This window comes from Kribbella sp. NPDC004875, from assembly GCF_042873375.1.
Classification (GTDB): Bacteria; Actinomycetota; Actinomycetes; order Propionibacteriales; family Kribbellaceae; genus Kribbella.
Map to the genome: position 1 here is coordinate 1,142,362 of NZ_JBIALI010000002.1, position 22,849 is coordinate 1,165,210.

Sequence of the window (22,849 nt, forward strand, 5' to 3'; positions counted from 1 at the left end):
AGGGGGCATCACGTACTGCCTGGCGTCGGCGGGTGCCGACGGGTACCGCGTTGACAAGGGTTCCCTCCCATTTCCAGTCCCCGAGTCCGTCTCTGTCCTGCGTCTGTCGTGCGCCTTTCCGACCTACCCTCGGCCGTCCGGATTGAAACCGGCGCACGGACTCTATCGTCTCGGAAAACTTCCCAGAACTCCGGAAACCCCTGTTACTACAGGGTATTGCGACCCATTGCGAGTGACTCGCTACACGACGTGCTGGTAACGTTCATTGGGGCAGCCAACAATCATTCAAACGATTGTTGGCGCCGCCAATGCAGTGCCCTATATCACCCGCGGCTCGCCTGATCGAAGCGCCACGCCGGGTGGCTACGAGACGTCGAGGTCGCGGAGGAAGCGGGAGGCGGTCCCGCGCTGATCGACGTACCCGCGGCCTTGGTAGAAAGCGTGGGCATCCACGCGCTGGTCCCGGCTGGTGACCTCCATGCGGATGCATCCGTGCCGTGTGGCGAACGACTCAGCTGCTTCGACGAGTCGACGCCCGATGCCCTGTCCCCGGAGGCGGTCGGAGACGACCAGTGCGACGATCCGCCCCGAGGATCCGCTGAGCTGGAAGAACGGGCAGATGTGGACCGCGATCAGACCGAGCAGCTCGCCGCCGGCCTCGTCTTCGGCCACGTACACCGCGCCGGCGGAGTCGTCACTCCAGTTCTGGATTCGGCGGGCCGTGGCCGCCGTACCGTCTTGTGGATAGCCCAGTTGACGCAGCAGTTCGTTGGCGGCCGCGGCGTCGGCGGTGTGGGCCGGTCGGATCTTCATGGGTTCCCTAGGCGATCGGAAAGTCGAAGTAGGTGTCGGGATAGGGTTCGTTCTTCAGCGTGTAGTGCCACCACTCGTAGTCGTAGGAGTCGAAACCACTCGACTCCATCACCGTGCGGAGGTACTGGCGATTGCGTGCCGCGGCCGGCGTGATGCCGCGGGCACCGTGGTGTGAGACGGAATCCATCAGGTCGTGGTCCCCACCCATACGGGCGATCTCGCCGGTGGCCAGGTGGTAGAGCGTCAGGTCGACCGCGCTGCCGCGGCTGTGCCCGGACTTCGCGGCGACGTACCCCTTCTCGAACATCTCGGCCCGCTCGATGTTCGGATAGTGCCGCCGCTTCGTCCGCCCGTCCTCCGGCTGCCTGGACCAGCGCAGGAACCGGTCCACGGCGCGTTGCGGGCGGTAGCCGTCCCAGAGCAGCAGGCCGAAGCCGAGCGTCTCGGCCTTCGCGCGCGCCACGTCGAGCGCGCTGCACAGCGCCTTCGTGCCGACGATCCGGTTCGCCAGGTAGCCGTCCACGGGTTTCCCGGTGAAGTTGTCCCAGACGGCGTACTTCGCGTCCCATCGGATCCCGCTGACGAACTCGTCGACGAAGACGAAGTCGGCGTTCACCGGGCCCTCGGAGCGAGGGCGAGCGACACCATGCGGTCGATCAGCTCGGTCAGCGACACCCCGGCGGCGGCCATCATCCTCGGGTAGCGGCTGTACGACGTCATTCCCGGGAACGTGTTCACCTCGTTGAGCATCACCGTGCCGTCGTCCTTGAGGAACATGTCCACACGGGCCAGCCCCCGGCAGCCGAGCGCGCGGTAGATCGCCTGCGCCGTCTCTCGTACGAGTGCCCGCGACTCCGCGGAGATGTCCGCGGGGACGATCACCGTCGAGTTCTCGGAGCCGCTCTCGGGGTCGCTCTCCTGATGGATCTTGAAGAAGCCGTGTGTCAGGTTGATCTGGTCCAGCTCGCCGAGCATCAGCTCGTCCTCGTTCCCCAGGACCGCGCAACCGACCTCGCTGCCGACGACGGCCTCCTCGATCAGCACCTTCGCGTCGTACTGGCGGGCGGTGTCCAGCGCGCTCGCCAGCTCTGCCTCGTCGGCGACCTTGCTGACGCCGAACGTGGAGCCCGAACGGGCCGGCTTCACGAAGACCGGGTACGTGAGCTGCTCGAGATCGATCTTCTCGTCCGGCGTGACGGTCCAGAACTTCGGTGTCGCGATCCCCGCACCGGCGACGACCGTGTAGGTCAGCGACTTGTCCATGCAGAGTGCGGAGCTCTGGATGTCGCAGCCGACGTACGGGATGCCGGCCAGCTCCAGCAGGCCCTGCATCGCGCCGTCCTCACCGAGCTTGCCGTGCAGGACCGGCAGGACCGCGTCCAGGCGGACCGTCGCGCTGCGGCCCTCGTCGAAGACGACCAGCCCGTGCACGCTGCTGTCGGGTGACAGCACGGCGGGCCGGCAGTCGCCGTCCTCCCAGTCCTCGGACGGTCCGTCGCACAGCATCCACGCTCCGCTCGTGGTGATGCCGATCCAGAACGGCTCGTACTTCTCGGTGTCGAGGTTGGCGGCGATCATTTGCGCCGACTTGAGCGAGACCGGGTGCTCCTCGGACCGGCCGCCGAAGATGATGCCGAGCTTCATATCCATTCCAGCTTTCTTCTGTCGAATTCCAGGCAGTTGAACAGGGAGTTCTCGACGGTGTCGCGCAGCGCACGATCGGTGTAATAGGCGGTGTGCGGACTGATGATCACGTTCGGCAGGTTTCGCAGCCGCAGGAAGGAGCCGCCGACCGCCGGTGTGTCTCTGCGGTCGGTGTAGAAGACTCCTTCCTCACCTTCGACGACGTCCAGGGCCGCGCCACCCAATCGGCCGCTCTCCAAGGCCGCGGCCAGAGCATTGGTATCGATCAGCCCGCCTCGCGCGGTGTTGATCACGAACGCGCCGCGCCGCAATTGGTTGATGCGCTTGTGGTCGAGGAGGTGGTGAGTGTCCGCGGTCAGTGGTGTGTGCAGCGTGACGATGTCGCTGAGTTCCAGGAGGTCGTCGAGAGGCACGTAATCCGCGGAGGTCCGGGCGTGCCGGTCGTAGGCGATGACTCGGCAGCCGAAACCGCGTAAGCGGTCGAGGACGGCCGCGCCGATGCGTCCCGTGCCGACGACTCCGACGGTCAGATCGCGCACGTCCTTGCCGCGCTCGGTGCTCAACCGGTAGTCCTGGGCGGCGACCCGGTGAAGCATCGCTTTCGCATTGCGGACTGCCATCAGGATCAGCATCAAGGTGTAATCCGCGACGCTGTCCGGCGAATACGCGACGTTCTCGACGGTGATGCCGACGCTTGCGGCGTAATTCACGTCGAGATGGTTGTAGCCGATGCTTCGCGTCGAGATGTATTCCACTCCGGCCTCGCCCAGTGCATGCAGCGTCGCGTTGGTGATCCGGGTCTTGTGGCCGATGCTGATGCAGCGGTTCCCGATCGCCAGCTCGACAGTGGCCTCGGACGCGGCGGCCGTGGTGATCGTCGGTACGACGCGAAAGCGTGGCGCCAGCTCCCGGAACAACGCGGCCTCGTCCGGCTCGCAGCTGTACATGGTGATGCCTCGTTCCGGGGCGGCCGACGAGCACCAGGACGCCAGCGATCCGGCGGTGCCGGCGCCCGATCGTGCTGGTTCGCTGTAGTTCATGGCTCCAGTCAAGTCAGCGCGGTGTTGCCAACCCGTATGTGGTTTTTGATATGCGGACGAAATGTCAGCGCACGTCATCGGCTCAGCGATCGCGTCGGCGCAGGTGTTCGCGCCGCTTCATGTAGAGGTCGAAGGCGCGGTACACCAGCGGTCGCAGCGGCAGGTCCCACTCGCCGACGTACCTGACGGCCGCACCGCCGGTGCCGACCTTGAACTGGATCAGCCCGAGATGTGGGTCGTCGGCGTCGAGGGTGGGGGTGATGCCGCGCAGGTTGTAGACCTCGCAGCCGGCTGCCAGTGAGTCGCGGATCATGGCCCACTGACAGGCGTTGGAGCCCCGCACCTCACGTTTCCCGGTGGACGAGGCGCCGTACGAATACCACGCCTGTACGCCGACGCGGACCAGGATCGTGGCGGCCACCAGGTCACCCTGGTGGTGAGCGAGGTACAGCCGGATGCGTTCCGGGTCCTCGGCGCGCATCACCTCGAACATCGTCTCGAAGTACCGCAGCGGCCGTGGGGTGAAGTGGTCTCGCTCCGCGGTGTGGACGTAGAGATCGTGGAACGCCTTCAGGTCATCGCCGGCCGTGACCTCGACACCTTCCTTGGCGGCCTTCTTGATGTTGCGCCGCCAGAGCTGGTTCATCCTGCGCAGCAGGTCGTCCTCGGACCTGCCGGCCAGCGGGAGCTCGAAGGTGAACTGCGGATGGCCGGTCCCGAATCCGACGTCCGGGTTCTGCGGCAGCCAGCCGGCATTGCGCAGCTGATCTGTCACGCGCCCACCGACCGGGTCGATCTGCTCGCTCGGCAGGTCGGTGAGCCGCTCGACTCCTGGATCGGCGATGCCTTCCTTGACCTGTACGGCGCTCCACGTCGTGGTGCGCACCGGCGGACCGAGCCGGATCGCGAACGCGCCCTGCGCTCGGAGGTACGTCGCCAGCGGATCGAGCCACGCGCTGAGTTCGCCGGACCAGTCGATGACCGGGCCTTCGGGCAGATAGGCCAGCGTGTAGCGGTCGAGGCGCGGCACCGGCCGGTGCAGCACGAGTCCGGCGCCGGCCAACCGCGGGCCGTCGTACCAACCCAGGGATTCGCTGCGCCACTCGGTTTTGACGTGTGCCCACGCCGGCGTCTGCAGGAAACTCACCGACCGGCGGCTTCGGACGAAGGCCACGTGTTCGGCCGCGCTGATCGGGGCGACGGTCAGGTTGTGCGCAATGGTCACCGCTGCATCCGCGGGTCGTGCGTCGGGTCGGCGTACATGGGCGGGCAGCCGTGGTCGATCGCCTCGGGGCGCAACTCGTAATGCCAGGGCTCGTTCCGGTAGATCTGGCAGAGCCCGTACCGGGCGCCGTGCTCGGACAGCCACGCGGCGGCGTTCGGGCGCCCGATGTCGACCGCGAGCCCTGCCACGTGCGGCGACGTCTCCGTGGTCGCGACCCAGCGCGCGGCCTCCTCCTGCGAGCCGTACTTCGAGACCGCCTCGCGGAGCAACTGTTCCTGGTACGCCGGCGAACGCCAGCCGCTGTTGACGAAGAACTCGATCCCGTCGTTCGACGCGTCCTTCGCGGCTGTGCGCAGCGCACCGAGCAGATCGGGATCAAGGTTCGTCACCGCCGGAACGGTGTCGAACACCGTCACGCCCGGCGGAACGACACCATCGGCCTCGCCGAGGGACTGCCGGGTGCTGCTCGGGGACGCGGTGGGCAAGGACGAGGCAAGGGTCTGGTGGACGAACACTCCGATGAGCGCCACGTTCGCGACCACGAACGCCGCGCGGATGGTCAGTTTGGTACGGCGGCCCGCCGGGGGTGCCGATTCGCTCGCGGACATGCCGCCAGTCAACTGGGCGCGGTGTTAACAGCACGTATGAGGTTTTCGATACGCCGACGATATGGTCCGCCTCGTAGCATCGGTAGAGTGCGGGTATTGATTGTCGAGGACGAGTCCGACATGGCGGACGCCATTCGTGATGGCCTGCGTCTGGAGGCGATCGCGGCCGACGTCGCAGGCGACGGTGACACCGCGCTGGAGATGCTGAGCGTCAACTCCTACGACATCGCCGTCCTCGACCGGGACATCCCGGGACCCTCGGGTGACGAGATCGCCGAGCGGATCGTTGCCTCCGGCAGCGGTATGCCGATCCTGATGCTGACCGCCGCCGACCGCCTCGACGACAAGGCCTCCGGATTCGAGCTCGGCGCCGACGACTACCTCACCAAGCCGTTCGCCCTCCAGGAGCTGGTACTCCGGCTCCGGGCCCTCGACCGCCGCCGCGCGTACAACCGGCCGCCGGTGTGGGAGATCGCGGGCCTGCGGCTGGATCCGTTCCGTCGCGAGGTGTACCGCGACGGCCGCTACGTGGCGCTGACCCGCAAGCAGTTCGCCGTCCTCGAGGTGCTGGTCGCGGCCGAGGGCGGCGTGATCAGCGCCGAGGAGTTGCTGGAGCGGGCCTGGGACGAGAACGCTGACCCGTTCACCAACGCCGTACGGATCACGGTCTCGGCGCTGCGCAAGCGTCTCGGGGAGCCCTGGATCATCGCGACGGTGCCCGGTGCCGGCTATCGGATCGACACCGATCGTGGGGGAGCCGGCCGTGGATAGGCCGCCCGGTCTGAGCGTCCGGCTCAAGCTCACCCTCAGCTACGCGGGGTTCATCATGATCGCGGGGTTCCTGCTGCTCGCGGTCGTGTGGTTCTTCCTGCTGCGCTACATCCCCGACGTGATCGTCAACCAGTCGATGCGGATGCCCGATCGCGCGGCGCTGCTGCGCGCCTTCGTGCCGAAGGCCACCGTGATGATGGCCTTCCTGCTGCTGTTCGGGCTGGTGGGCGGCTGGATCCTGGCCGGCAGCATGCTCGCACCGCTGACGCGCATCACCAACGCCACCCGGCTGGCCGCGAACGGATCGCTGTCCCACCGGATCCAGCTGGAGGGCAACAACGACGAGTTCCGCGAGCTCGCCGATGCGTTCGACACGATGCTCGCGCGGCTCGAGGCGAACGATGCCGAGCAGCAGCGGTTCGCGGCCAACGCCTCCCATGAGCTGCGGACTCCGCTGGCGATCACGCAGACGCTGCTGGACGTGGCCCGGAAGGATTCGAGTCGCGACGCCGGCGAGCTGGTGGAGCGTCTGCATTTCGTGAATACGCGGGCGATCGATCTGACCGAGGCGTTGCTCCTGCTCAGCCGGGCGAACCAGCGGGCCTTCGCTCGTGAGCCGGTCGACCTGTCGCTGATCGCGGAGGAGGCTGCGGAAACGCTGCTGCCGCTCGCCGAGAAGCGTGGGATGACGCTCGAGACGTCTGGTGATGTCGCGCCGACGCTCGGGTCACATGCGCTGCTGCTGCAGATGACGACGAACCTGGTGCACAACGCGATCGTCCACAACCTGCCGGAGGGCACGGTGTGGGTGACGACGACGTTCCGGCCCGAGACGGTTCAGCTCACGGTCGAGAACACCGGCGAGAAGTTGCACCGGCACGTGGTCGCGACGCTGGTCGAGCCGTTCCAGCGCGGCAGTGCCCGCATCCGGTCCGACCACGCCGGCGTCGGCCTGGGCCTGGCGATCGTCAAGAGCATCGCTCAGGCCCACCACGGCACCCTGACCCTCACGCCCCGCCCCACAGGCGGCCTCCGCGTAGCTGTAGAACTCCCCACCAAGTCCCAGCGTTAGCGCGGTGCCAGGAGGCAGAACTCGTTGGACTCGGGGTCGGCCAGGACAGTCCACGGGACATCGCCTTGGCCGACGTCGGCGTTCGTGGCGCCCAGCGCGCGGAGACGGTCGGCCTCTGCGGCGGGGTCGTCGCCGGGGTACGGCCGGACGTCGAGGTGGACGCGGTTCAAGCCGACCTTCGGGTCGGGATTGCGCAGGAACTCGAGATACGGCCCGACGCCTTTCGCAGACCGCAGCGTCGCCTGCTCGTCGGTCACCTCATGCACGGTCCAGTCCATCGCCTGTCCCCAGAACCGCGCCAGCTCGCGTGGGTCCGCGCAGTCGACGACCACCGCCGCGACCGGACCGGTGTCCCGGTAGACCCCCCGCGGCTCCAGCACACAGAACTCGTTGCCCTCCGGGTCCCCGAGAACCGTCCACGGTACGTCGCCCTGTCCGATGTCGACCGGCGTCGCCCCAAGATCCTGCAGTCGGGCAACAAGCTCCGCCTGATGCTCCGCCGAGGTGGTTGCGAGGTCGAGGTGAATCCGGTTCTTCACCGTCTTGGGCTCCGGAACCGGAAGGATGTCGAGGCACACAGCACTCGGATCCGGGTAGTCGAAACCCACCGGCTCGAGGCTCGTCACCCCCGGTTCGTCACCCGTGACGCTCCACCCCAACGCCGCTCCCCAGAACCGCCCGAGCGCGGCATCGTCCCCCGCCTTCATCGTCACCTGCACCAACCGCGTCGCCATACCGCCGATCCTAGTGTCCCGGGACCGGCGTTGACGCCTGAAGGGCAGCGGCGGAGGCTGGCGAGTGACAGGAGTAGCAGCGAGAGGAGATGGCGTGATGGCGAAGGTACTGATCCTCACGGGCGACGCCGCGGAGGATCTGGAGGTGTTCTACCCCTATCAGCGGCTGCTGGAGGAGGGGTACGACGTACAGGTGGCCGCGCCCGAGGCGAAGAAGCTGCAGTTCGTGGTGCACGACTTCGTGGACGGGTTCGACACCTACACCGAGAAGCCGGGCCACACCTGGCAGGCGGACGTGGCGTTCGCGGACGTGGATCCGTCGGAGTACGTCGCGGTGGTGATCCCGGGTGGGCGCGCGCCGGAGTACATCCGCAACGACCCGGACTGCCAGCGGATCGTGAAGCACTTCTACGGGGAGTCGAAACCGGTCGCCCAGCTCTGTCATGGACCGCTGATCCCGGCGGCCGCCGGGGTGCTGAAGGGGCGGAAGACCTCGGCGTACCCGGCGCTCGCGACCGACATCCGGGCCGGGGGAGCGGAGTGGGTCGACGGGGACGCGGTGGTGGACGGCAACGTCGTGTCCGGGCGCGCGTGGCCCGACCACCCGGGCTGGATGCGCGCGTTCATGGCGGTCCTGAAGGAGCACGCACCGGCGTAGCGCCGGACCGGGGGCCTTGCTGCGTTGATGCTGCGTTGATGCAGCGTTGATGCAGCGTTGATGCAGCGTTCGGGGAGGCAGGCTGGACGGAGCCGACGGGGGGAGTGAGGATGCCTGTCGCACCGTTGAAGGAGCTCGTCGACGAGGCCCTGGCCAAGGGGTACGCCGTTCCCGCGATCAACGTGGTGGACGAGCTGAGCCTGCGGGCCGTGGTGGACGCCGCGGTCGAGCTGCGGTCGCCACTGATCGTGCAGACCTCGGTGAAGACCGTGAAGTCGGTCGGGCGCGACGTCCTGAAGGCGATGTTCGACGCCACCGTCGCGCCCGTAGCGGTACCGGTCGCGCTGCACCTCGACCACTGCCCGGACCGCGCCGTGATCAGCTCGTGCCTTGCCGCGGGCTGGAACTCGGTGCTGTTCGACGCCTCCTCGCTGCCGGTGGAGGAGAACCAGCGGCAGACCGTCGAGGTGGTCGCCGAGGCCCGCAGGTACGGCGCCCACGTCGAAGGTGAGATCGAGGGCATCACCGGCGTCGAGGACGGCGTGGGGTCGGACACCGAGTCCGAGCGGCAGTCCCTCGACGTGGCGACGTGGTTCGTGACGACGACCGGCGTGGACGTGTTCGCGCCGGCGATCGGCAACGCGCACGGCATGTACCACTCGACACCCGAGCTGGACTCGCAGCGGATCACCGATCTCGTCGCGGCGACCGGGATCCCGATGGCGCTGCACGGCGGCTCCGGGCTGACCCCCGCCCAGTTCCAGGACCTGATCGGCCGCGGCTGCGCGAAGGTGAACATCTCCACGGCGCTCAAGGTCGCCTACATGACCTCGTCGCTCGAACATCTCGAGCACGCCCGCGCGACGGACACGTGGGACCCGCCGTCGCTGTTCGGCCACATCCACACCGCCGTACGGGCGATGGCGGCCGAGCACATCGAGATGTTCGGGAGCGGTGGCCGGGTATGACCGCGCTCGTGTTCGACTGCGACGGCGTCCTGGGCGACACCGAGCGCGACGGGCACCTGCCGGCGTTCAACGCGACCTTCGAGCAGTTCGGCCTGCCGGTGCGGTGGTCGGTGGAACAGTACGGCCGGCTGCTGCGGATCGGCGGCGGCAAGGAGCGGCTGGCGACCGCGCTCGACGACCCGGAGGTGTGGCGTGCGGCCGGGTCGCCAGCGACGCCCGAGGAGCGCGCCGACGTGGTGGCGACCTGGCACCGGGCGAAGACGAAGACGTTCACCGACCTGATCGCCGCGGGCGTGGTCCCGCCGCGTCCCGGCGTACGGCGGATCATCACCGGCGCGCTCGCCGCGGACTGGACCGTGGCGGTCGCGTCGACGTCGGCCGAGCCGTCGGTACGCGCGGTGCTCGCGGGAGCGGTCGGGGCGGACCTGGCGGCGACGATCCCGGTGTTCGCGGGGGACGTCGTACCGCGGAAGAAGCCCGACCCGGCGGTGTACGAGCTGACGGTACGGGAGCTCGGGCTGGATCCGGCCGAGACGCTCGTCGTCGAGGACTCGCGGAACGGGCTGCTCGCGGCGACCGGTGCCGGACTGCGAACGGTCGTGACGGTCAGCGGCTACACGCGGAACGAGGACTTCACCGGCGCGGCGCTGGTCCTCACCAGTCTGGGCGATCCGGACGGCGAGCCGCTCGAGGTACTCGCGGACCCCTTCGGGATCGGTCCGTCCGGCGCGCTCGAGCTCGCCGATCTCACCCGGCTGCTGCTCCGGTCGGGTACGGCATTCAAGGAGGGCTGACGTGGCAGACAGTTCCGGCAGTTGGGGTGAACTCGACCTGGTGATGAACACGATCATCGACACCTGCCTGGCCAACGAGACGTACTTCGGTGAATTGGACTCGGTGGTCGGCGACGGCGACTTCGGGTACTCGCTGGCGCGTGGTTTCGAGAAGCTGCAGGCGCAGTACGGCGAACTCGACCGGACCGACATCGGGACATTCCTGAAGAAGGTCGGGATGCTGGTGACGTCCCGGATCGGCGGGACGTCCGGCCCGATCTGGGGGACCGGGTTCCTGCGCGCGGGAATGGCCGCCGGCGACGCCACGGAGCTGGACGGGACGACCGTGGTGGCGATGCTGCGGGCCGCGATCGACGGCATCAAGACGCGCGGCGGTGCGGAGCTGGGCGACAAGACGCTGCTGGACGCGCTGGTGCCCCTGACCGACGCCATCGAGGAGGGGTTGGCGGCCGGACAGAACAGTACCGAGGTGGTGGACCGTGCGGCGGTGGCTGCGCGGTCGGCCGCGGACGCGACGGTCGGCATGGTCGCCAAACGCGGCCGCGCCGCCTACACCGGCGAGCGCAGCCGGGGGTCGGTCGACGCCGGGGCGATCGCGGTCGCGGTGTTGATGGAGCAGATCGCACAGAACTGGAAGGGGAGGGACTCGGGATGAAGAAGTTCGTCAACGATCCCAAGAACTACGTGCCGGAGATGCTGCAAGGTATCGCGCTGGCCAATCCCGGGACGCTGCGGTACGTCCCGGAGTACAACCTGATCATGCGCACGGACGCGCCGCGGGACGACAAGGTGTCGATCGTGCAGGGCTCGGGGTCGGGGCACGAGCCGGCGCACGTGATGGCCGTTGGCAAGGGCATGCTCGACGCGGCCTGCCCGGGGGACGTGTTCGCGGCGCCGCCGATGGAGTACGTGTACGAGACCACCAAGCTGCTCGCGTCGCCGATGGGCGTGCTGCTACTGGTGAACAACTACACCGGTGACCGGATGGCCTTCGACATGTCGCAGGAGCTGAGCGCCGCCGACGGGCTGGACGTGCGGACCCTGATCATCGACGACGACGTGTCGGTGAAGGACTCGACGTACACGGTCGGCCGGCGCGGGGTGGCGGGAAACTTCTTCGTGATGAAGGCGGTCGGCGCGGCCTCCGAGCAGGGCGCGAACCTCGACGAGCTGGTCCGGATCGGGTCGAAGGTCAACTCGGTCACCCGCACGATGGGCATGGCGCTGACGGCCTGTACGCCGCCGGCGAAGGGCTCGCCGCTGTTCGAGCTCGGTCCCGACGAGATGGAGATGGGCGTCGGCATCCACGGCGAGCCGGGCCGCAGCCGCGAGAAGCTTGCCTCGGCCAACGAGATCATCGACTACATGCTCGAGGCGGTCCGCTCCGACCTGCCGTACGAGTCCGGCGACGACGTCGCGCTGATGATCAACGGCCTGGGCGGTACGCCGATCAGCGAGCTGTACCTGCTCTACGGACGCGCTCACCAGATGCTGACGGACCGGGGGATCAACGTACGGCGCAACTACGTCGGTGAGTACTGCACCTCGCTGGACATGGCCGGGGCGTCGGTGACGCTGGTGAAGCTCGACGACGAGATCGAAGGGTTGCTCGCGGCACCGGCCGAGATCGCGATCCGCGTGTTCTGATCAGTCGGTGTCCTGATCAATGGGAGGGGACCGCGGGCGGTGTTTCAGCCCTCGGTCCCCGCCGGATCGAGGCCGTAGTCCACGCGCAGCCGCCGTACCTCGGACTGCGTGGACGGCCACAGTGGCGAGCCGGGCGTGAGCAGCGCCAACTGGTGCTCCCACGCGCTCAGGTCGGTGACCCCGGCGTACGAGCGGGTCCACGCGACGACCAGGTCGATGTCGTGCGTCCGCAGCACGGCGGCGCGGACGCGGTTGTCGAGCCGGTTGCGGGACGTGACAACGCCGGGAGCGTCGGACTGCGGGAGCAGCGGGCCCGTGTAGCGGCGCAGGGCCGACGAGAGCAGATGCGAGTCGAGATCGTCGGCGACCTCCAGCCAGTCCGTCGCGATGTCCCGGCGCAATCGGTACGGACGCGACTCCACGATGTCCGAGCCGAGCAGGGCGCGCAGCCGGGTCATCTCGCCGCGCAGCGACGATCGGTGGTCGGCTTCGCCGTACAGCGCGTCCGAGAGCTCCTCGGCAGTCAGTCCCTCGGGGTGTTCGGCCAGCAGTACGACGATGTCGCTGTGCCGGCGGCTGAGGCGGAGATCCCGCCCGTCGACGGACACCTCGGCGTCCGGCCGCCCGAGCGCGGCGATCCGCATGCGCCGGCCGGACGCGCCCGTGAGCCTGCGCAGAATGGTCAGCCGGCCGAGCTCGGCCTCGGCCATCCGGGCGGCCGCGCGGACGAGAGCGAGGGACTGCGGCGAGCCGGCGTCGACGCCGCCGGTGATGTCGACCACGCCGAGCACCCGTTGCGTGTCCGGGTCGTAGATCGGAGCCGCCGCGCAGGACCACGGCTGGACCAGGACCGTGAAGTGTTCGGCCGACCGGATCTGCACCGGGTTCGCCACCTCCAGTGACGTGCCGAGCGCGTTGGTGCCGACCTGCCGCTCGGCCCACCACGCGCCCTCGCTGAAGTGGATGCCGTCCGCGGCGCGCAGCACGTCGGGACGGCCGCACACCCACAGCAGCCGGCCGTCACTGTCACCGACGGCCATCACGCATTCACTGTCCACGGCAGCCCGGCCGAGCACGTCGTACAGCATCGGGAAGACCGCGGACAGCGGGTGCTCGGCCCGGTACGCCGCCAGCTCGTCGGCCCGGAACGCGAACGGCGCGGCGGTGTCGGCGCGCAGCCCGGCCGCGACCGAACGGTCCCAGGAAGCCGCGACCAGGCCCCGCACGGGCTGTTGCCCCGCACCCCCGAGGAAGTCCTCGTGTCGCCGATGCAGCCACCGGTCGATCGATTCCACCTTTCCAAGGGAACTGCCGAACCCGGCCAAAGTCCAGGCCGACCGGTAAGACGCACTGGAAAGCGATTTCCATCTGTGATTGCATGGACCGGCGATGATCAGTCACCGGACGATGCGTGAAGGAACGGGATATGTGGACCCTGTCGGGATTCGCTGACGAGATCGACAAAGACTTCGAGACGCAGTTGCAGGTGCTCGGGAAGCTCGGCGTGCGGAACGTCGAGTTCCGCAGTGCCTGGGGTGTGAACGTCCTCGATCTCACCGACGAGCAGCTGACGGAGGTGAAGACGCTGCTGGACCGGCACGGGGTGGCCGTCTCGGCGCTCGGTTCGCCGATCGGGAAGATCGGTATCAACGACCCGTTCGAGCCGCACCTGGAGCGGATGCGCCGCGCGCTGGACGTGGCCGAGACGCTGGGTACGTCGTACATCCGGATCTTCTCGTTCTTCATCCCGAAGGGCGAGGATCCGGCGCGGTACCGCGACGAGGTGCTCCGCCGGATGGCGGCGCTGGCGGCCGAGGTCGGTGACCGGCCGGTCGTACTCGCGCACGAGAACGAGAAGGAGATCTACGGCGACATCCCGAGCCGCTGCCTGGACCTGATCGAGTCGGTCGGTTCGGAGAAGCTGCGGACGACGTGGGACGCCGCGAACTTCGTGCAGTGCGGCGTGCGCCCGCACACCGAGGGCTTCGCGCAGCTGCGGCCCTACCTGGAGTACGTGCAGATCAAGGACGCGATCCTGGCCACCGGCGAGGTCGTGCCGGCCGGCGAGGGCGACGGCGAGATGCTCGACACGCTGCGCGCGCTGAAGGCCGACGGCTTCGACGGGTACTTCTCGCTCGAGCCGCACCTGCAGTCGGCCGGCAAGTTCGGTGGCTACTCCGGCGCGGACCAGTTCGAGCGCGCGCACAAGGCGTTCACCGGCCTGCTGAACTCCGAAGGGATTGAGTTCGCGTGACGGTGCGATTCGCGGTCCTCGGCTGTGGTGTGATCGGCAAGCATCACGCGGCCGTGATCGACGGGCTGACCGGTGCCGAACTGGCGGCCGTCATCGATATCGACCCCGAGGCGGCGCAGGCACTCGCGGACAAGTACGGCGTACCGGCGTACGGGAAGCTGGACGACGTGCTGGCGCTCGACGACATCGACGCTGTCGCGGTCTGCACCCCGAGTGGGGATCACGCCGGCCAGGCGGTCGCCGTACTGCGGGCCGACAAGCACGTCGTGGTCGAGAAGCCGATCGACATCACCGCGGAGGCCGCGGCCGAGCTCGCCGCGGCGGAGCGTACGTCGAAGGGCCGCGCGACCGTCATCAGCCAGCACCGGTTCGACGCCGCCAGCCAGGTCGTGCGGTCCGCGATCAGCGACGGGAAGCTCGGGGACCTGACGTCGGCGGTGGTGAGCATCGCCTGGTGGCGCAGCCAGGAGTACTACGACTCCGGCGCGTGGCGCGGTACCAAGGAGATCGACGGCGGCGGTGCGCTGATGAACCAGGGCATCCACACCATCGACCTCCTGGTCTGGATGATGGGGCAGCCGGTCGAGGTGACGGCGTACGCCGGTCGTCTGGCCCACGACCGCATCAACGTCGAGGACACCGCGGTCGCGATCGTCCGGTTCGCCGGTGGCGCGCTGGCCACGATCCACGGAACGACCGCAGCGTACCCCGGGGTGAGCGCGCGCCTGCAGGTGCACGGCACGCGCGGCTCGGCGGTCATCGACGACGACAAGCTCGCGTACTTCCACGCCGCGGACGGCGCGAAGGAAGCCGGCTCGTACGGCGGTGGCGACACCAACCAGGCGGCCCAGGTCCTCGCGGCCGACGCTCCGGCGCAGACCGCCGGCGCGGACCCGTCCGCCCTGTCGAACGCGCACTCGACGCAGTACGCCGACTTCCTCGAGGCGATCGCCACCGGCCGGGAGCCGCTGGTGACGGTCGCCGAGGGCAGCCGGACGCTCGACCTCGTGCTGGCGATCTACGAATCGGCCGAAACCGGCAAGCCGGTCTCACTCTGAACACTCGCACCACGCAGACTGTCCCGTCTTGAGCGCGTGCCTGGCGGGTTGTGTGACCGCTGGCGTGCTGCAGGGCGTCAGCGAGCACATAACCTGCCAGCGGTATCAGCCGAGCACGTGGAGGTCCACGCCGGTGGCTATGCGGTAGGGGTGCGTGGAGATCAGGGCGCCGGCGACACGGCGGAGGCGGGAGATCTCCGCGCGGATGGTCACCTCGTGCTGCGCATCGCCGTACAGGCGGGTGCTGAGCTCGGCGGCGGTCAGGCCTTGCGGGCCGGCCGCGCCGAGCGCGGTGAGGATCTCCGCGTGCCGGCGGGTGAGCGACGTACGCCAGGGCTCGCCGTCGCGGACGACCTCCAGCCGCGGCTCGGGTCCAGGGTGCAGCCGGGCGTGTACGGTGCCGCCGGGCTCGCGAGGACGCACCAGCCATCCGGCCCCCAGGCGTTCCGGCAGGCACAGTCCGAGACCCGGTACGGCGACCGCGCGGCCGGCCCTCGGTACGTCGATACGGTCGCGAGCCGCGATCCCCGAACGGTGTGCCACCCAGCCGTGATCGTCGACGACCAGCAGTGGACCGTTCGTCGTACCGACGACTGCCTCGGTGGAGCGGCGCAGACTTTCCAGGCGTTCCTGGTGATGGCGCCACAGCGACGTCTCGGCGAGCCGGACCGCGCTCTCGACCAGCGCGGCGATCGCGGGATGCAACGTGAGGGCCGGTCCGCTCACGTCGACGACGCCGAGCAGCTGCCCGTCGCGCGGGTCGTGGATCGGCCAGGCGGTGCAGTACCAGGGATGCTGGTGGTTCTCGTAGTGCTCGGCCGAGAACAGTTGCACCGGCGCGGCCTCCGCCAGCGCCGTACCGATCGCGTTCGTGCCGACCACCTGCTCGGTCCAGACCATTCCTTCGAGGAACCCGAGCCGGTCGGCGGTCAGTCGCACGCGCGGCGATCCTTCGCGCCACAGCACGACCCCGTCCGCGTCGCACACGACCATCAGGAACAGCGACGCGTCCGCGACGCTCGTCAGCACCCGGCGGAGTTCGTCGATCACCAGTGACAACCGCGACGTACTGCGTCTGCGCAGCAGGTCCTCGCCGCTCATCGGCTTCCGGGCGTTGACGTGGTCCGCGGCGAGCCCGAGGCTCATCACCCGCGACCAGGACCGGGCGACGAGGGCCCGTGGGCGCTCCGGCGGCCGGACGCCGCTGAGTACGGCGTCGTGGATCCGGACCAGTTCCCGAGCGCGCAGCGACAGGTCGGTTCCCGGCATGATGGCTCCGAACGCGGGCGTCGCTGCGGTCATCGGCGACTCCTCCCTGGCCCGATCATCGTAGGCCGACTCCGTGGAGCCCCGCCATGGTCCAAGGGGGCTCAAAGAGGGCTGCAACGTGGTGCAACCCTGGTCGACGGACGATCGTGGGCGGTGTCCTGACCTCATGACCCAGACCGAGGAGAAGCCGACGTCCCAGCTGTCGGCAGACGACCGGGCCACGAGTTGGCTGGCGGCGTTCGAGGACGCGTTGCGGGCGCGCGACATCGCCCGGGCCGCGGGCCTGTTCGCGACCACCAGCTTCTGGCGCGACCTGATCGCGTTCACCTGGAACCTGAAGACCGTCGAGAACCCCGACGGCGTCGCCGACCTGCTGACGCACACGCTCCACGGCACCGACCCGAGCGGCTTCCGGCTGTCCGAACCCGCCGGCGAGGACGACGGTGTCATCACCGCGTGGTTCGAGTTCGAGACCGGCGTCGGCCGCGGCGGTGGGCTGGTCCGGCTCGTCGACGAGGACGGGCAGGACAAGGCGTGGACGCTGCTCACCACACTGCGTGAGCTGAAGGGTCATGAGGAGCCGCGTGGTGTACGGCGTCCGATGGGTGCGCAGCACGGCGCGGACAAGAACCGCCGGACGTGGAAGGAGAAGCGGCAGGATGAGGCCGAGACACTCGGGTCGACCGAGCAGCCGTACGTGCTGGTGGTCGGTGGCGGGCAGGGCGGGATCGCCCTCGGCGCGCGGTTGCGGCAACTCGGCGTACCCGCGCTGGTCATCGACAAGCAGCCGCGGCCGGGGGACCAGTGGCGGAACCGGTACAAGTCGCTGTGTCTGCACGATCCGGTCTGGTACGACCACCTGCCGTATCTGAAGTTCCCGGACAACTGGCCGGTGTTCGCGCCGAAGGACAAGATCGGCGACTGGCTCGAGTCGTACGTGAAGACGATGGAGGTGCCGTACTGGTCGAGTACGGTCGCCAAGTCGGCGTCGTACTCGCCGGAGACGGGCGAGTGGACGGTGCTCGTCGAGCGGGATGGCTCGCCGGTGACGTTGCGGCCCCGGCAGTTGGTGCTGGCGACCGGGATGTCGGGCAAGCCGAACGTGCCGGCGCTGGCCGGGCAGGACGTGTTCCGCGGGGACCAGCACCACTCGTCGGCGCATCCCGGGCCGGACGCGTACGCCGGGAAGCGGTGCGTCGTGATCGGATCGAACAACAGCGCCTTCGACATCTGTGGCGCACTGTGGGAGCACGACGCCGACGTGACGATGGTGCAGCGGTCCAGCACGCACATCGTGAAGAGCGACTCGCTGATGGAGTACGGCCTTGGTGACCTGTACTCCGAGCGCGCGCTGGCGGCCGGCGTCACGACGGAGAAGGCCGATCTGATCTTCGCGTCGCTGCCTTACCGGATCCTGCACGAGTTCCAGATCCCGGCGTACCAGGCGATGGCGGACAAGGACAAGGACTTCTATGCGCGGCTGGAGGCGTCGGGATTCCGGCATGACTGGGGCGACGACGGGTCCGGGTTGTTCATGAAGTACCTGCGGCGCGGTTCCGGGTACTACATCGACGTGGGCGCCGCGGACCTGGTCGCGAACGGTCAGGTGAAGCTCGCGCAGGGGCAGGTCTCGCACCTCACCGAGGACGCGGTGGTGCTGGAGGACGGGACCTCGCTGCCGGCCGACCTGGTGGTCTATGCGACCGGGTACGGCTCGATGAACGGATGGGCGGCCGATCTGATCTCACAGGAGGTCGCCGACAAGGTCGGCAAGTGCTGGGGCCTCGGCTCGGACACCACCAAGGACCCAGGCCCGTGGGAAGGCGAGCAACGCAACATGTGGAAGCCGACCCAACAGGAAGCGCTCTGGTTCCACGGCGGCAACCTCCACCAGTCGCGCCACTACTCCCTGTACCTCGCCCTGCAACTGAAGGCCCGCCACGAGAACATCCCCACCCCCGTCTACGCCCTCCAACAGGTCCACCACCTGAAGTAACCCAGGTACACGTAGCAGGCGCGTCCCCCTCCCGCGCCTGCTACGCCACGCCCGAGTGGCCTTCGCGCCGCCCCGGAAGGTGACGCAGTCGGCCGTTAGAGATGTGTTAGAGCAGGCGGGTCGGGCTCGGAACGCTGGCTAGGCTCCGGCCGGTGACAGAGACGCGTGAGGACGAGACGGTCGGCGAACCGGCTCCGGCGCACGGGCGGTTGGTGGCCTGGCTGCTGCACGATCGGCCGGTGGGGCATCCGGGACCGCATCGGCCGGCGCCGCATCCCACGCATCGGTGGTGGAAGGTGATGTGCCTGACGGGCGTCGACTACTTCTCGACGCTCGGGTACCAGCCGGCGATCGCGGCGGCCGCGGTCGGGCTGCTGTCGCCGGTCGCGACGCTGATCCTGGTGCTGCTGACCCTGCTCGGGGCGCTGCCGGTGTACTGCCGGGTGGCCGCCGAGAGCCCGCACGGTGAGGGGTCGATCGCGATGCTCGACCGGCTCCTGGGGCGCTGGAAGGGCAAGTTCGCGATCCTGGTCCTGCTCGGGTTCATGGCGACCGACTTCATCATCACGATGACGCTCTCGGCCGCGGACGCGACGGCGCACGTTGTCGAGAATCCGTACGTGCCGCAGTGGTTCGAGGGCAAGGAAGTCATCATCACCCTCGTCCTGCTGGCCTTGCTCGCGGGCGTGTTCCTGCGTGGGTTCGGGGAAGCGATCGGAATTGCCGTCGCGCTCGTGATCGTCTATCTCGGACTGAATCTGGTCGTCGTCTCGAATGCCCTGTGGAACGTCGTCACCGCGCCGTCGCTGGTCACGAACTGGCGCGGGATGCTGGTCACCGAACACTCCAATATCTGGGTGATGATCGGCATCTCGCTGGTGGTCTTCCCGAAGCTCGCCCTCGGTCTGTCCGGGTTCGAGACCGGTGTCGCGGTGATGCCGCAGGTCGACGGCGCGGAAACCGACGATCCGGCGCACCCGCGGACGCGGATCCGGAACACCCGCAAGCTGCTGACCACCGCCGCGCTGATCATGAGCGGTTTCCTGATCACCAGCAGCTTCACGACGATCGTGCTGATCCCCGAGGACAAGTTCAAGGACGGTGGCGAGGCGTCCGGCCGCGCACTGGCCTACCTCGCGCACGAGCACCTCGGCAGCGCCTTCGGCACCGTGTACGACGTGAGCACCATCCTGATCCTCTGGTTCGCGGGGGCGTCGGCGATGGCCGGCCTGCTGAACATCGTGCCGCGGTACCTGCCGCGCTACGGGATGGTCCCGGACTGGGCCCGGGCGACGCGCCCGCTGGTGATCGTGTTCGGGCTGATCGCGTTCGTGATCACGGTGCTGTTCAAGGCCGATGTCGACGCGCAGGGCGGGGCGTACGCGACCGGTGTGCTGGTGCTGATCATGTCCGCGTCGATCGCGGTGACGCTGTCGGCGCGGCGCAAGGGTGAGCGGTTCCGGACGGTCGGGTTCGGGGTGATCAGCCTGGTGCTGGCCTACACCACGATCGCGAACATCATCGAGCGGCCGGACGGTGTGCAGATCGCGTCGTTCTTCATCGTGGCGATCATCCTGACGTCGCTGATCTCCCGGGCGACCCGGTCGCTGGAGCTGCGCGCGACCGAGGTGCGGTTCGACGAGCAGGCGTGCCGGATCATCTCCGGCGCGGCGAGTCACGGTGAGCTGCGGATCATCGCGAACGAGCCGGACGATCGCGACGTCACGGAGTACCGGGAGAAGGAGGCCGAGCAGCGGGAGGTGCGGAATCTGCCGGTGGGACCGCCGATCCTGTTCCTGGAGGTGACGCTGACCGACGCGTCGCAGTTCGAGACCGAGCTGGACGTGCGCGGCGAGGACCGCTTCGGGTACCAGATCCTGTGTGTCGACAGCCCCAGCGTGCCGAACGCGATCGCCGCCCTGCTGCTGAAGATCCGCGACGACTGGCAGGTCATGCCGCACATCTACTTCGCCTGGGCCGAGGGCAACCCGCTGTACTTCCTGCTGCGCTACCTGATCTCGGGGGAGGGCGACGTACCGCCGGTCACCCGCGAGGTGCTCCGGCGCGCCGAACCCACCCGGTCCAACCGCCCTTGGGTCCACGTCGCCTAGCGGGCGAGACCCCGGCGGATCAGGGTGTCGAGGCGCTCCCACGCCGGGGAGGAAGCGTTGAGGGTGGACTGGATCAGTTGGGGGAGTTCGGTGGCGGTGGCCTGGTTGTGCAGGTCGGTGCGGTCGTAACGGTTGAGGGATGCGGTGACTATCCGGTCGGCCAGGTCCGTGAGTGACGGGTCGTCGGGGGCGAGGTCGTGGGCCTGGTCGTAAGCGAGATACAGGCGGCCGAGTTCGGGGTCCGACTGGGCCTGCGCCTGGTCGCCGAACAGGTCGGGTGCGGTGTCTGGGTACGTCGCGAAGGTGAGGATCCAGAGGTCGCGTTCCATCATGATCCAGCGGTCGGAGAAGCCGAGCTCGTCGAGGTGTTGCAGATGCTGCTCGACCTCGGCCGGGAGGAACGGGTTGTGGCCGGTGGCCAGTTGGTGGAGCCGGGTCCGGGTGGTGACCAATCGGTCGATCTTGGCCGACACCTCCGTCTCGGCCGCGGCGGCGGCGGATCGGAGCCCGGCAGGGTTCGTGGCGAGGCGGGCGATGGTGGCGAGCGGTAGGCCGGCGTCGGCGAGGGTGCGGATCTTGATGAGTTCGACGAGGTCCTGCGCCGAGTACCGACGGTACCCGGACGCGTCCCGCGGCGGCTCCGGGAGCAGGCCCTTGTCGTGGTAGACCCGGATCGTCTTGGTCGAGACGCCGACGTACTGCGCCAGCTGGCCGATGGTGATCACGACTCCAGCCTCTCGCACTTGACCTTTCCCCTGGGGCAAGGTCGCAGGATCACGGGTATGACGGAAGTTGATCGAGAGACGCTCCGGGCCCTGGCGGACGAGGGGAACGAGCGGGCGATGGACCGGCTGGCGGACCTTGCCGACGCGCGGGACGACGTACAGGAATTGAGTGAGCTGCTCGACGAGGGGTGCGTGCGCGCCGGCGAGTTGCTGACTCGTCGTGCGGCCGCCGCTCGGGATCTGCTGGAGCTGCAGCGGATCGCCGACGCCGGCTACGAAGAGGCCGCCGACGTACTCGACCGCCTACTGGCCGGCTGACTCAGCCAGTCGTCGACGAGCCGGCGCGCCGGCCCGCTCCGGTCTGTAGTTCTCGTCGGCTCCTCGTACGGCGGCCGCGACGGGGAGCGCCGCTCTCACAAGTATCGTGGCGGTATGAGCGTCCAGCGCCGCCCGACGATGTACGACGTTGCCGCCCTTGCCGGTGTTTCGCATCAGACCGTCTCGCGGTACCTGCGGTCCGATCCGACGGTGGGCGCGGATACGCTGACGCGGATCAAGGCGGCGATCGACGAGCTCGGCTACCGCCCGAACCTGATGGCCCGCGCGATGCGGACCCGGAGTACCGGGGTGGTCGCGATCATCCTGCCGGGGTGGTCCGGGCCGGAGCGGAGCGTGGCGGCGGCGAGCGAGGAGGCGCGGCGGCTCGGGTACGAGGTGGAGATCGTGATCGGGGTCGAGCAGACCCCGGCCGCGTTGAGCCGGCTGGCGGAGGACATCCTGGCCCGCGGTCAGGTCGACGGCGTACTGTCCGCGACGCCGTTGATGGTGCGCGCCGCGGACGAAGGCGTCGTCGTGCAGACCGACGAGTTCGATGCGCGGCTGCGGTCGGTCGAGGCGGTGGCCGGGGACGAGGCGACGATGGACGAGATCATCGGCCGGCTGGCGGATCTCGGGCATCGGGACTTCTTCCACGCGGCCGGCCCGCAGGACTGGCTGTCGGCGCAGCTACGACGATCCGGTTACTTGAAGGCCTGCGAACGGCGTGGGCTGCGCTCGCACGGCGTGTACGACGGCCCGTGGGATCCCGAGACGGGTGTCGAGGCCGTGCGCTCGCTGCCGGACGACACCCCGGTGACCGCGGTGGTGGCCGCGAGCGACCACATCGGCGTCGGCGTCATGCATGCAGCGGTACGCCGCGGCTGGCGCATCCCTGAGGACCTCAGCGTCACCGGGTGGGACGACCTCAAGACCGTCCGCTACGGCACGCCGGCGCTGTCGACGGTGCACGTGGACCGCGAGACCTCCGGACGGCACGGCATGCGCCGCCTGATCGCCGCACTGCGCGGCGAGCCCGAGCCCGAGCCGATGACCGCGGCGCCGACCGAGATCCTGTTCCGCGAGACGACCGTCAAGCCGCGGAGCACAGCGGTGATTGGACGCCGGTGATCGGGAAAGGGGAGAC

At 68.9% G+C, this 22,849-nt stretch carries 23 protein-coding genes; 13 read left to right on the forward strand and 10 right to left on the reverse strand.

The window, feature by feature from the left end:
- Positions 1–363 precede the first annotated feature (363 nt).
- From ACFYRH_RS16515 to ACFYRH_RS16540, 6 genes are all read right to left on the reverse strand, one after another.
- Positions 364–813: a GNAT family N-acetyltransferase gene (locus ACFYRH_RS16515; RefSeq protein WP_387774805.1), complete on the reverse strand. Its 450-nt coding sequence runs from the start codon at positions 811–813 to the stop codon at positions 364–366.
- Positions 814–820: 7 nt separating this feature from the next.
- A complete protein-coding gene (gene vanX, locus ACFYRH_RS16520) occupies positions 821–1,429 on the reverse strand; it encodes a D-Ala-D-Ala dipeptidase VanX (protein ID WP_387774808.1) in 609 nt (202 codons plus the stop codon).
- The gene (gene vanA / locus ACFYRH_RS16525; protein WP_387774811.1) at positions 1,426–2,457 is read right to left on the reverse strand and encodes a D-alanine--(R)-lactate ligase; all 1,032 of its coding nucleotides are present in this window, start codon (positions 2,455–2,457) and stop codon (positions 1,426–1,428) included. The genes vanX and vanA overlap by 4 nt, the downstream gene beginning before the upstream one ends.
- On the reverse strand, positions 2,454–3,404 hold the full coding sequence (locus ACFYRH_RS16530; protein WP_387775312.1) for an NAD(P)-dependent oxidoreductase: 951 nt from the start codon (positions 3,402–3,404) through the stop codon (positions 2,454–2,456). Before ACFYRH_RS16530 ends, vanA begins: the two co-directional genes overlap by 4 nt.
- Before the next feature lie 175 nt (positions 3,405–3,579).
- Complete coding sequence (locus tag ACFYRH_RS16535) at positions 3,580–4,722, reverse strand: lipid II:glycine glycyltransferase FemX (RefSeq protein WP_387774814.1); 1,143 nt, start codon at positions 4,720–4,722, stop codon at positions 3,580–3,582.
- On the reverse strand, positions 4,719–5,330 hold the full coding sequence (locus ACFYRH_RS16540; protein WP_387774817.1) for a M15 family metallopeptidase: 612 nt from the start codon (positions 5,328–5,330) through the stop codon (positions 4,719–4,721). The genes ACFYRH_RS16535 and ACFYRH_RS16540 overlap by 4 nt, the downstream gene beginning before the upstream one ends.
- An 87-nt stretch (positions 5,331–5,417) precedes the next feature.
- On the opposite strand from ACFYRH_RS16540, the gene ACFYRH_RS16545 reads away from it, so the two are divergent.
- Both ACFYRH_RS16545 and ACFYRH_RS16550 read left to right on the forward strand, forming a co-directional pair.
- Entirely contained in the window at positions 5,418–6,101 is a 684-nt protein-coding gene (locus tag ACFYRH_RS16545; RefSeq protein ID WP_387774819.1) for a response regulator transcription factor, read from the forward strand.
- Positions 6,094–7,173, forward strand: coding sequence for a sensor histidine kinase (locus ACFYRH_RS16550; RefSeq protein WP_387774821.1), 1,080 nt, complete (start codon positions 6,094–6,096; stop codon positions 7,171–7,173). The genes ACFYRH_RS16545 and ACFYRH_RS16550 overlap by 8 nt, the downstream gene beginning before the upstream one ends.
- On the opposite strand, the gene ACFYRH_RS16555 is transcribed toward ACFYRH_RS16550, so the two are convergent.
- Positions 7,170–7,907 carry a VOC family protein gene (locus ACFYRH_RS16555; RefSeq protein WP_387774824.1) on the reverse strand — a complete coding sequence of 246 codons (738 nt, stop codon included), beginning with the start codon at positions 7,905–7,907 and terminating at the stop codon, positions 7,170–7,172. The genes ACFYRH_RS16550 and ACFYRH_RS16555 overlap by 4 nt on opposite strands.
- A 97-nt stretch (positions 7,908–8,004) precedes the next feature.
- On the opposite strand from ACFYRH_RS16555, the gene ACFYRH_RS16560 reads away from it, so the two are divergent.
- The 5 genes from ACFYRH_RS16560 to dhaK all read left to right on the forward strand — a co-directional run bounded on the left by ACFYRH_RS16560 (position 8,005) and on the right by dhaK (position 11,974).
- Entirely contained in the window at positions 8,005–8,565 is a 561-nt protein-coding gene (locus tag ACFYRH_RS16560; protein ID WP_387774827.1) for a DJ-1/PfpI family protein, read from the forward strand.
- Positions 8,566–8,675: 110 nt separating this feature from the next.
- Positions 8,676–9,533 carry a class II fructose-bisphosphate aldolase gene (locus ACFYRH_RS16565; RefSeq protein WP_387774830.1) on the forward strand — a complete coding sequence of 286 codons (858 nt, stop codon included), beginning with the start codon at positions 8,676–8,678 and terminating at the stop codon, positions 9,531–9,533.
- On the forward strand, positions 9,530–10,327 hold the full coding sequence (locus tag ACFYRH_RS16570; protein ID WP_387774833.1) for an HAD-IA family hydrolase: 798 nt from the start codon (positions 9,530–9,532) through the stop codon (positions 10,325–10,327). Before ACFYRH_RS16565 ends, ACFYRH_RS16570 begins: the two co-directional genes overlap by 4 nt.
- 1 nt (position 10,328) lies before the next feature.
- Positions 10,329–10,982: a dihydroxyacetone kinase subunit DhaL gene (gene dhaL, locus ACFYRH_RS16575; protein ID WP_387774836.1), complete on the forward strand. Its 654-nt coding sequence runs from the start codon at positions 10,329–10,331 to the stop codon at positions 10,980–10,982.
- On the forward strand, positions 10,979–11,974 hold the full coding sequence (gene dhaK / locus ACFYRH_RS16580; protein WP_387774839.1) for a dihydroxyacetone kinase subunit DhaK: 996 nt from the start codon (positions 10,979–10,981) through the stop codon (positions 11,972–11,974). The genes dhaL and dhaK overlap by 4 nt, the downstream gene beginning before the upstream one ends.
- Before the next feature lie 44 nt (positions 11,975–12,018).
- Here dhaK and ACFYRH_RS16585 read toward each other — a convergent pair whose 3' ends face one another.
- The gene (locus ACFYRH_RS16585; protein WP_387774842.1) at positions 12,019–13,269 is read right to left on the reverse strand and encodes a GAF domain-containing protein; all 1,251 of its coding nucleotides are present in this window, start codon (positions 13,267–13,269) and stop codon (positions 12,019–12,021) included.
- Between the two features lie 131 nt (positions 13,270–13,400).
- On the opposite strand from ACFYRH_RS16585, the gene ACFYRH_RS16590 reads away from it, so the two are divergent.
- Positions 13,401–14,228, forward strand: coding sequence for a sugar phosphate isomerase/epimerase family protein (locus ACFYRH_RS16590; RefSeq protein ID WP_387774845.1), 828 nt, complete (start codon positions 13,401–13,403; stop codon positions 14,226–14,228).
- Positions 14,225–15,286: a Gfo/Idh/MocA family protein gene (locus tag ACFYRH_RS16595; protein ID WP_387774848.1), complete on the forward strand. Its 1,062-nt coding sequence runs from the start codon at positions 14,225–14,227 to the stop codon at positions 15,284–15,286. The genes ACFYRH_RS16590 and ACFYRH_RS16595 overlap by 4 nt, the downstream gene beginning before the upstream one ends.
- Before the next feature lie 105 nt (positions 15,287–15,391).
- On the opposite strand, the gene ACFYRH_RS16600 is transcribed toward ACFYRH_RS16595, so the two are convergent.
- Positions 15,392–16,588: a GAF domain-containing protein gene (locus ACFYRH_RS16600; protein ID WP_387774851.1), complete on the reverse strand. Its 1,197-nt coding sequence runs from the start codon at positions 16,586–16,588 to the stop codon at positions 15,392–15,394.
- A gap of 133 nt (positions 16,589–16,721) precedes the next feature.
- Between ACFYRH_RS16600 and ACFYRH_RS16605 the strand changes: the two genes are divergently transcribed.
- Positions 16,722–18,551, forward strand: a complete 1,830-nt coding sequence (locus ACFYRH_RS16605) for a flavin-containing monooxygenase (protein WP_387774854.1) — start codon at positions 16,722–16,724, stop codon at positions 18,549–18,551.
- 152 nt (positions 18,552–18,703) lie between these two features.
- Positions 18,704–20,662 (forward strand): amino acid transporter, encoded by a 1,959-nt coding sequence (locus ACFYRH_RS16610; RefSeq protein WP_387774857.1) that lies wholly within the window; start codon positions 18,704–18,706, stop codon positions 20,660–20,662.
- Here the strand turns inward: ACFYRH_RS16610 and ACFYRH_RS16615 are convergent.
- Positions 20,659–21,387: a MerR family transcriptional regulator gene (locus ACFYRH_RS16615; protein WP_387774860.1), complete on the reverse strand. Its 729-nt coding sequence runs from the start codon at positions 21,385–21,387 to the stop codon at positions 20,659–20,661. The two genes, ACFYRH_RS16610 and ACFYRH_RS16615, sit on opposite strands and share 4 nt — an antisense overlap.
- 57 nt (positions 21,388–21,444) lie before the next feature.
- Here ACFYRH_RS16615 and ACFYRH_RS16620 point away from each other — a divergent pair, with 57 nt between their 5' ends.
- Together ACFYRH_RS16620 and ACFYRH_RS16625 are read left to right on the forward strand one after the other, a co-directional pair.
- Positions 21,445–21,705 carry a hypothetical protein gene (locus ACFYRH_RS16620; protein ID WP_387774863.1) on the forward strand — a complete coding sequence of 87 codons (261 nt, stop codon included), beginning with the start codon at positions 21,445–21,447 and terminating at the stop codon, positions 21,703–21,705.
- 114 nt (positions 21,706–21,819) lie between these two features.
- A complete protein-coding gene (locus ACFYRH_RS16625) occupies positions 21,820–22,833 on the forward strand; it encodes a LacI family DNA-binding transcriptional regulator (RefSeq protein WP_387774866.1) in 1,014 nt (337 codons plus the stop codon).
- The last annotated feature ends 16 nt before the right edge of the window (positions 22,834–22,849 follow it).

What these genes read in the sequence shown, in the direction of transcription:
- ACFYRH_RS16600 (WP_387774851.1), bottom strand. Translation starts at nt 16,588, where the DNA reads ATGACCGCAGCGACGCCCGCGTTCGGAGCCATCATGCCGGGAACCGAC.
- ACFYRH_RS16540 (WP_387774817.1), bottom strand. Translation starts at nt 5,330, where the DNA reads ATGTCCGCGAGCGAATCGGCACCCCCGGCGGGCCGCCGTACCAAACTG.
- vanA (WP_387774811.1), bottom strand. Translation starts at nt 2,457, where the DNA reads ATGAAGCTCGGCATCATCTTCGGCGGCCGGTCCGAGGAGCACCCGGTC.
- dhaK (WP_387774839.1), top strand. Translation starts at nt 10,979, where the DNA reads ATGAAGAAGTTCGTCAACGATCCCAAGAACTACGTGCCGGAGATGCTG.
- ACFYRH_RS16625 (WP_387774866.1), top strand. Translation starts at nt 21,820, where the DNA reads ATGAGCGTCCAGCGCCGCCCGACGATGTACGACGTTGCCGCCCTTGCC.
- ACFYRH_RS16620 (WP_387774863.1), top strand. Translation starts at nt 21,445, where the DNA reads ATGACGGAAGTTGATCGAGAGACGCTCCGGGCCCTGGCGGACGAGGGG.
- ACFYRH_RS16530 (WP_387775312.1), bottom strand. Translation starts at nt 3,404, where the DNA reads ATGTACAGCTGCGAGCCGGACGAGGCCGCGTTGTTCCGGGAGCTGGCG.
- ACFYRH_RS16605 (WP_387774854.1), top strand. Translation starts at nt 16,722, where the DNA reads ATGACCCAGACCGAGGAGAAGCCGACGTCCCAGCTGTCGGCAGACGAC.
- ACFYRH_RS16565 (WP_387774830.1), top strand. Translation starts at nt 8,676, where the DNA reads ATGCCTGTCGCACCGTTGAAGGAGCTCGTCGACGAGGCCCTGGCCAAG.
- ACFYRH_RS16555 (WP_387774824.1), bottom strand. Translation starts at nt 7,907, where the DNA reads ATGGCGACGCGGTTGGTGCAGGTGACGATGAAGGCGGGGGACGATGCC.
- ACFYRH_RS16590 (WP_387774845.1), top strand. Translation starts at nt 13,401, where the DNA reads ATGTGGACCCTGTCGGGATTCGCTGACGAGATCGACAAAGACTTCGAG.
- ACFYRH_RS16560 (WP_387774827.1), top strand. Translation starts at nt 8,005, where the DNA reads ATGGCGAAGGTACTGATCCTCACGGGCGACGCCGCGGAGGATCTGGAG.
- ACFYRH_RS16570 (WP_387774833.1), top strand. Translation starts at nt 9,530, where the DNA reads ATGACCGCGCTCGTGTTCGACTGCGACGGCGTCCTGGGCGACACCGAG.
- ACFYRH_RS16515 (WP_387774805.1), bottom strand. Translation starts at nt 813, where the DNA reads ATGAAGATCCGACCGGCCCACACCGCCGACGCCGCGGCCGCCAACGAA.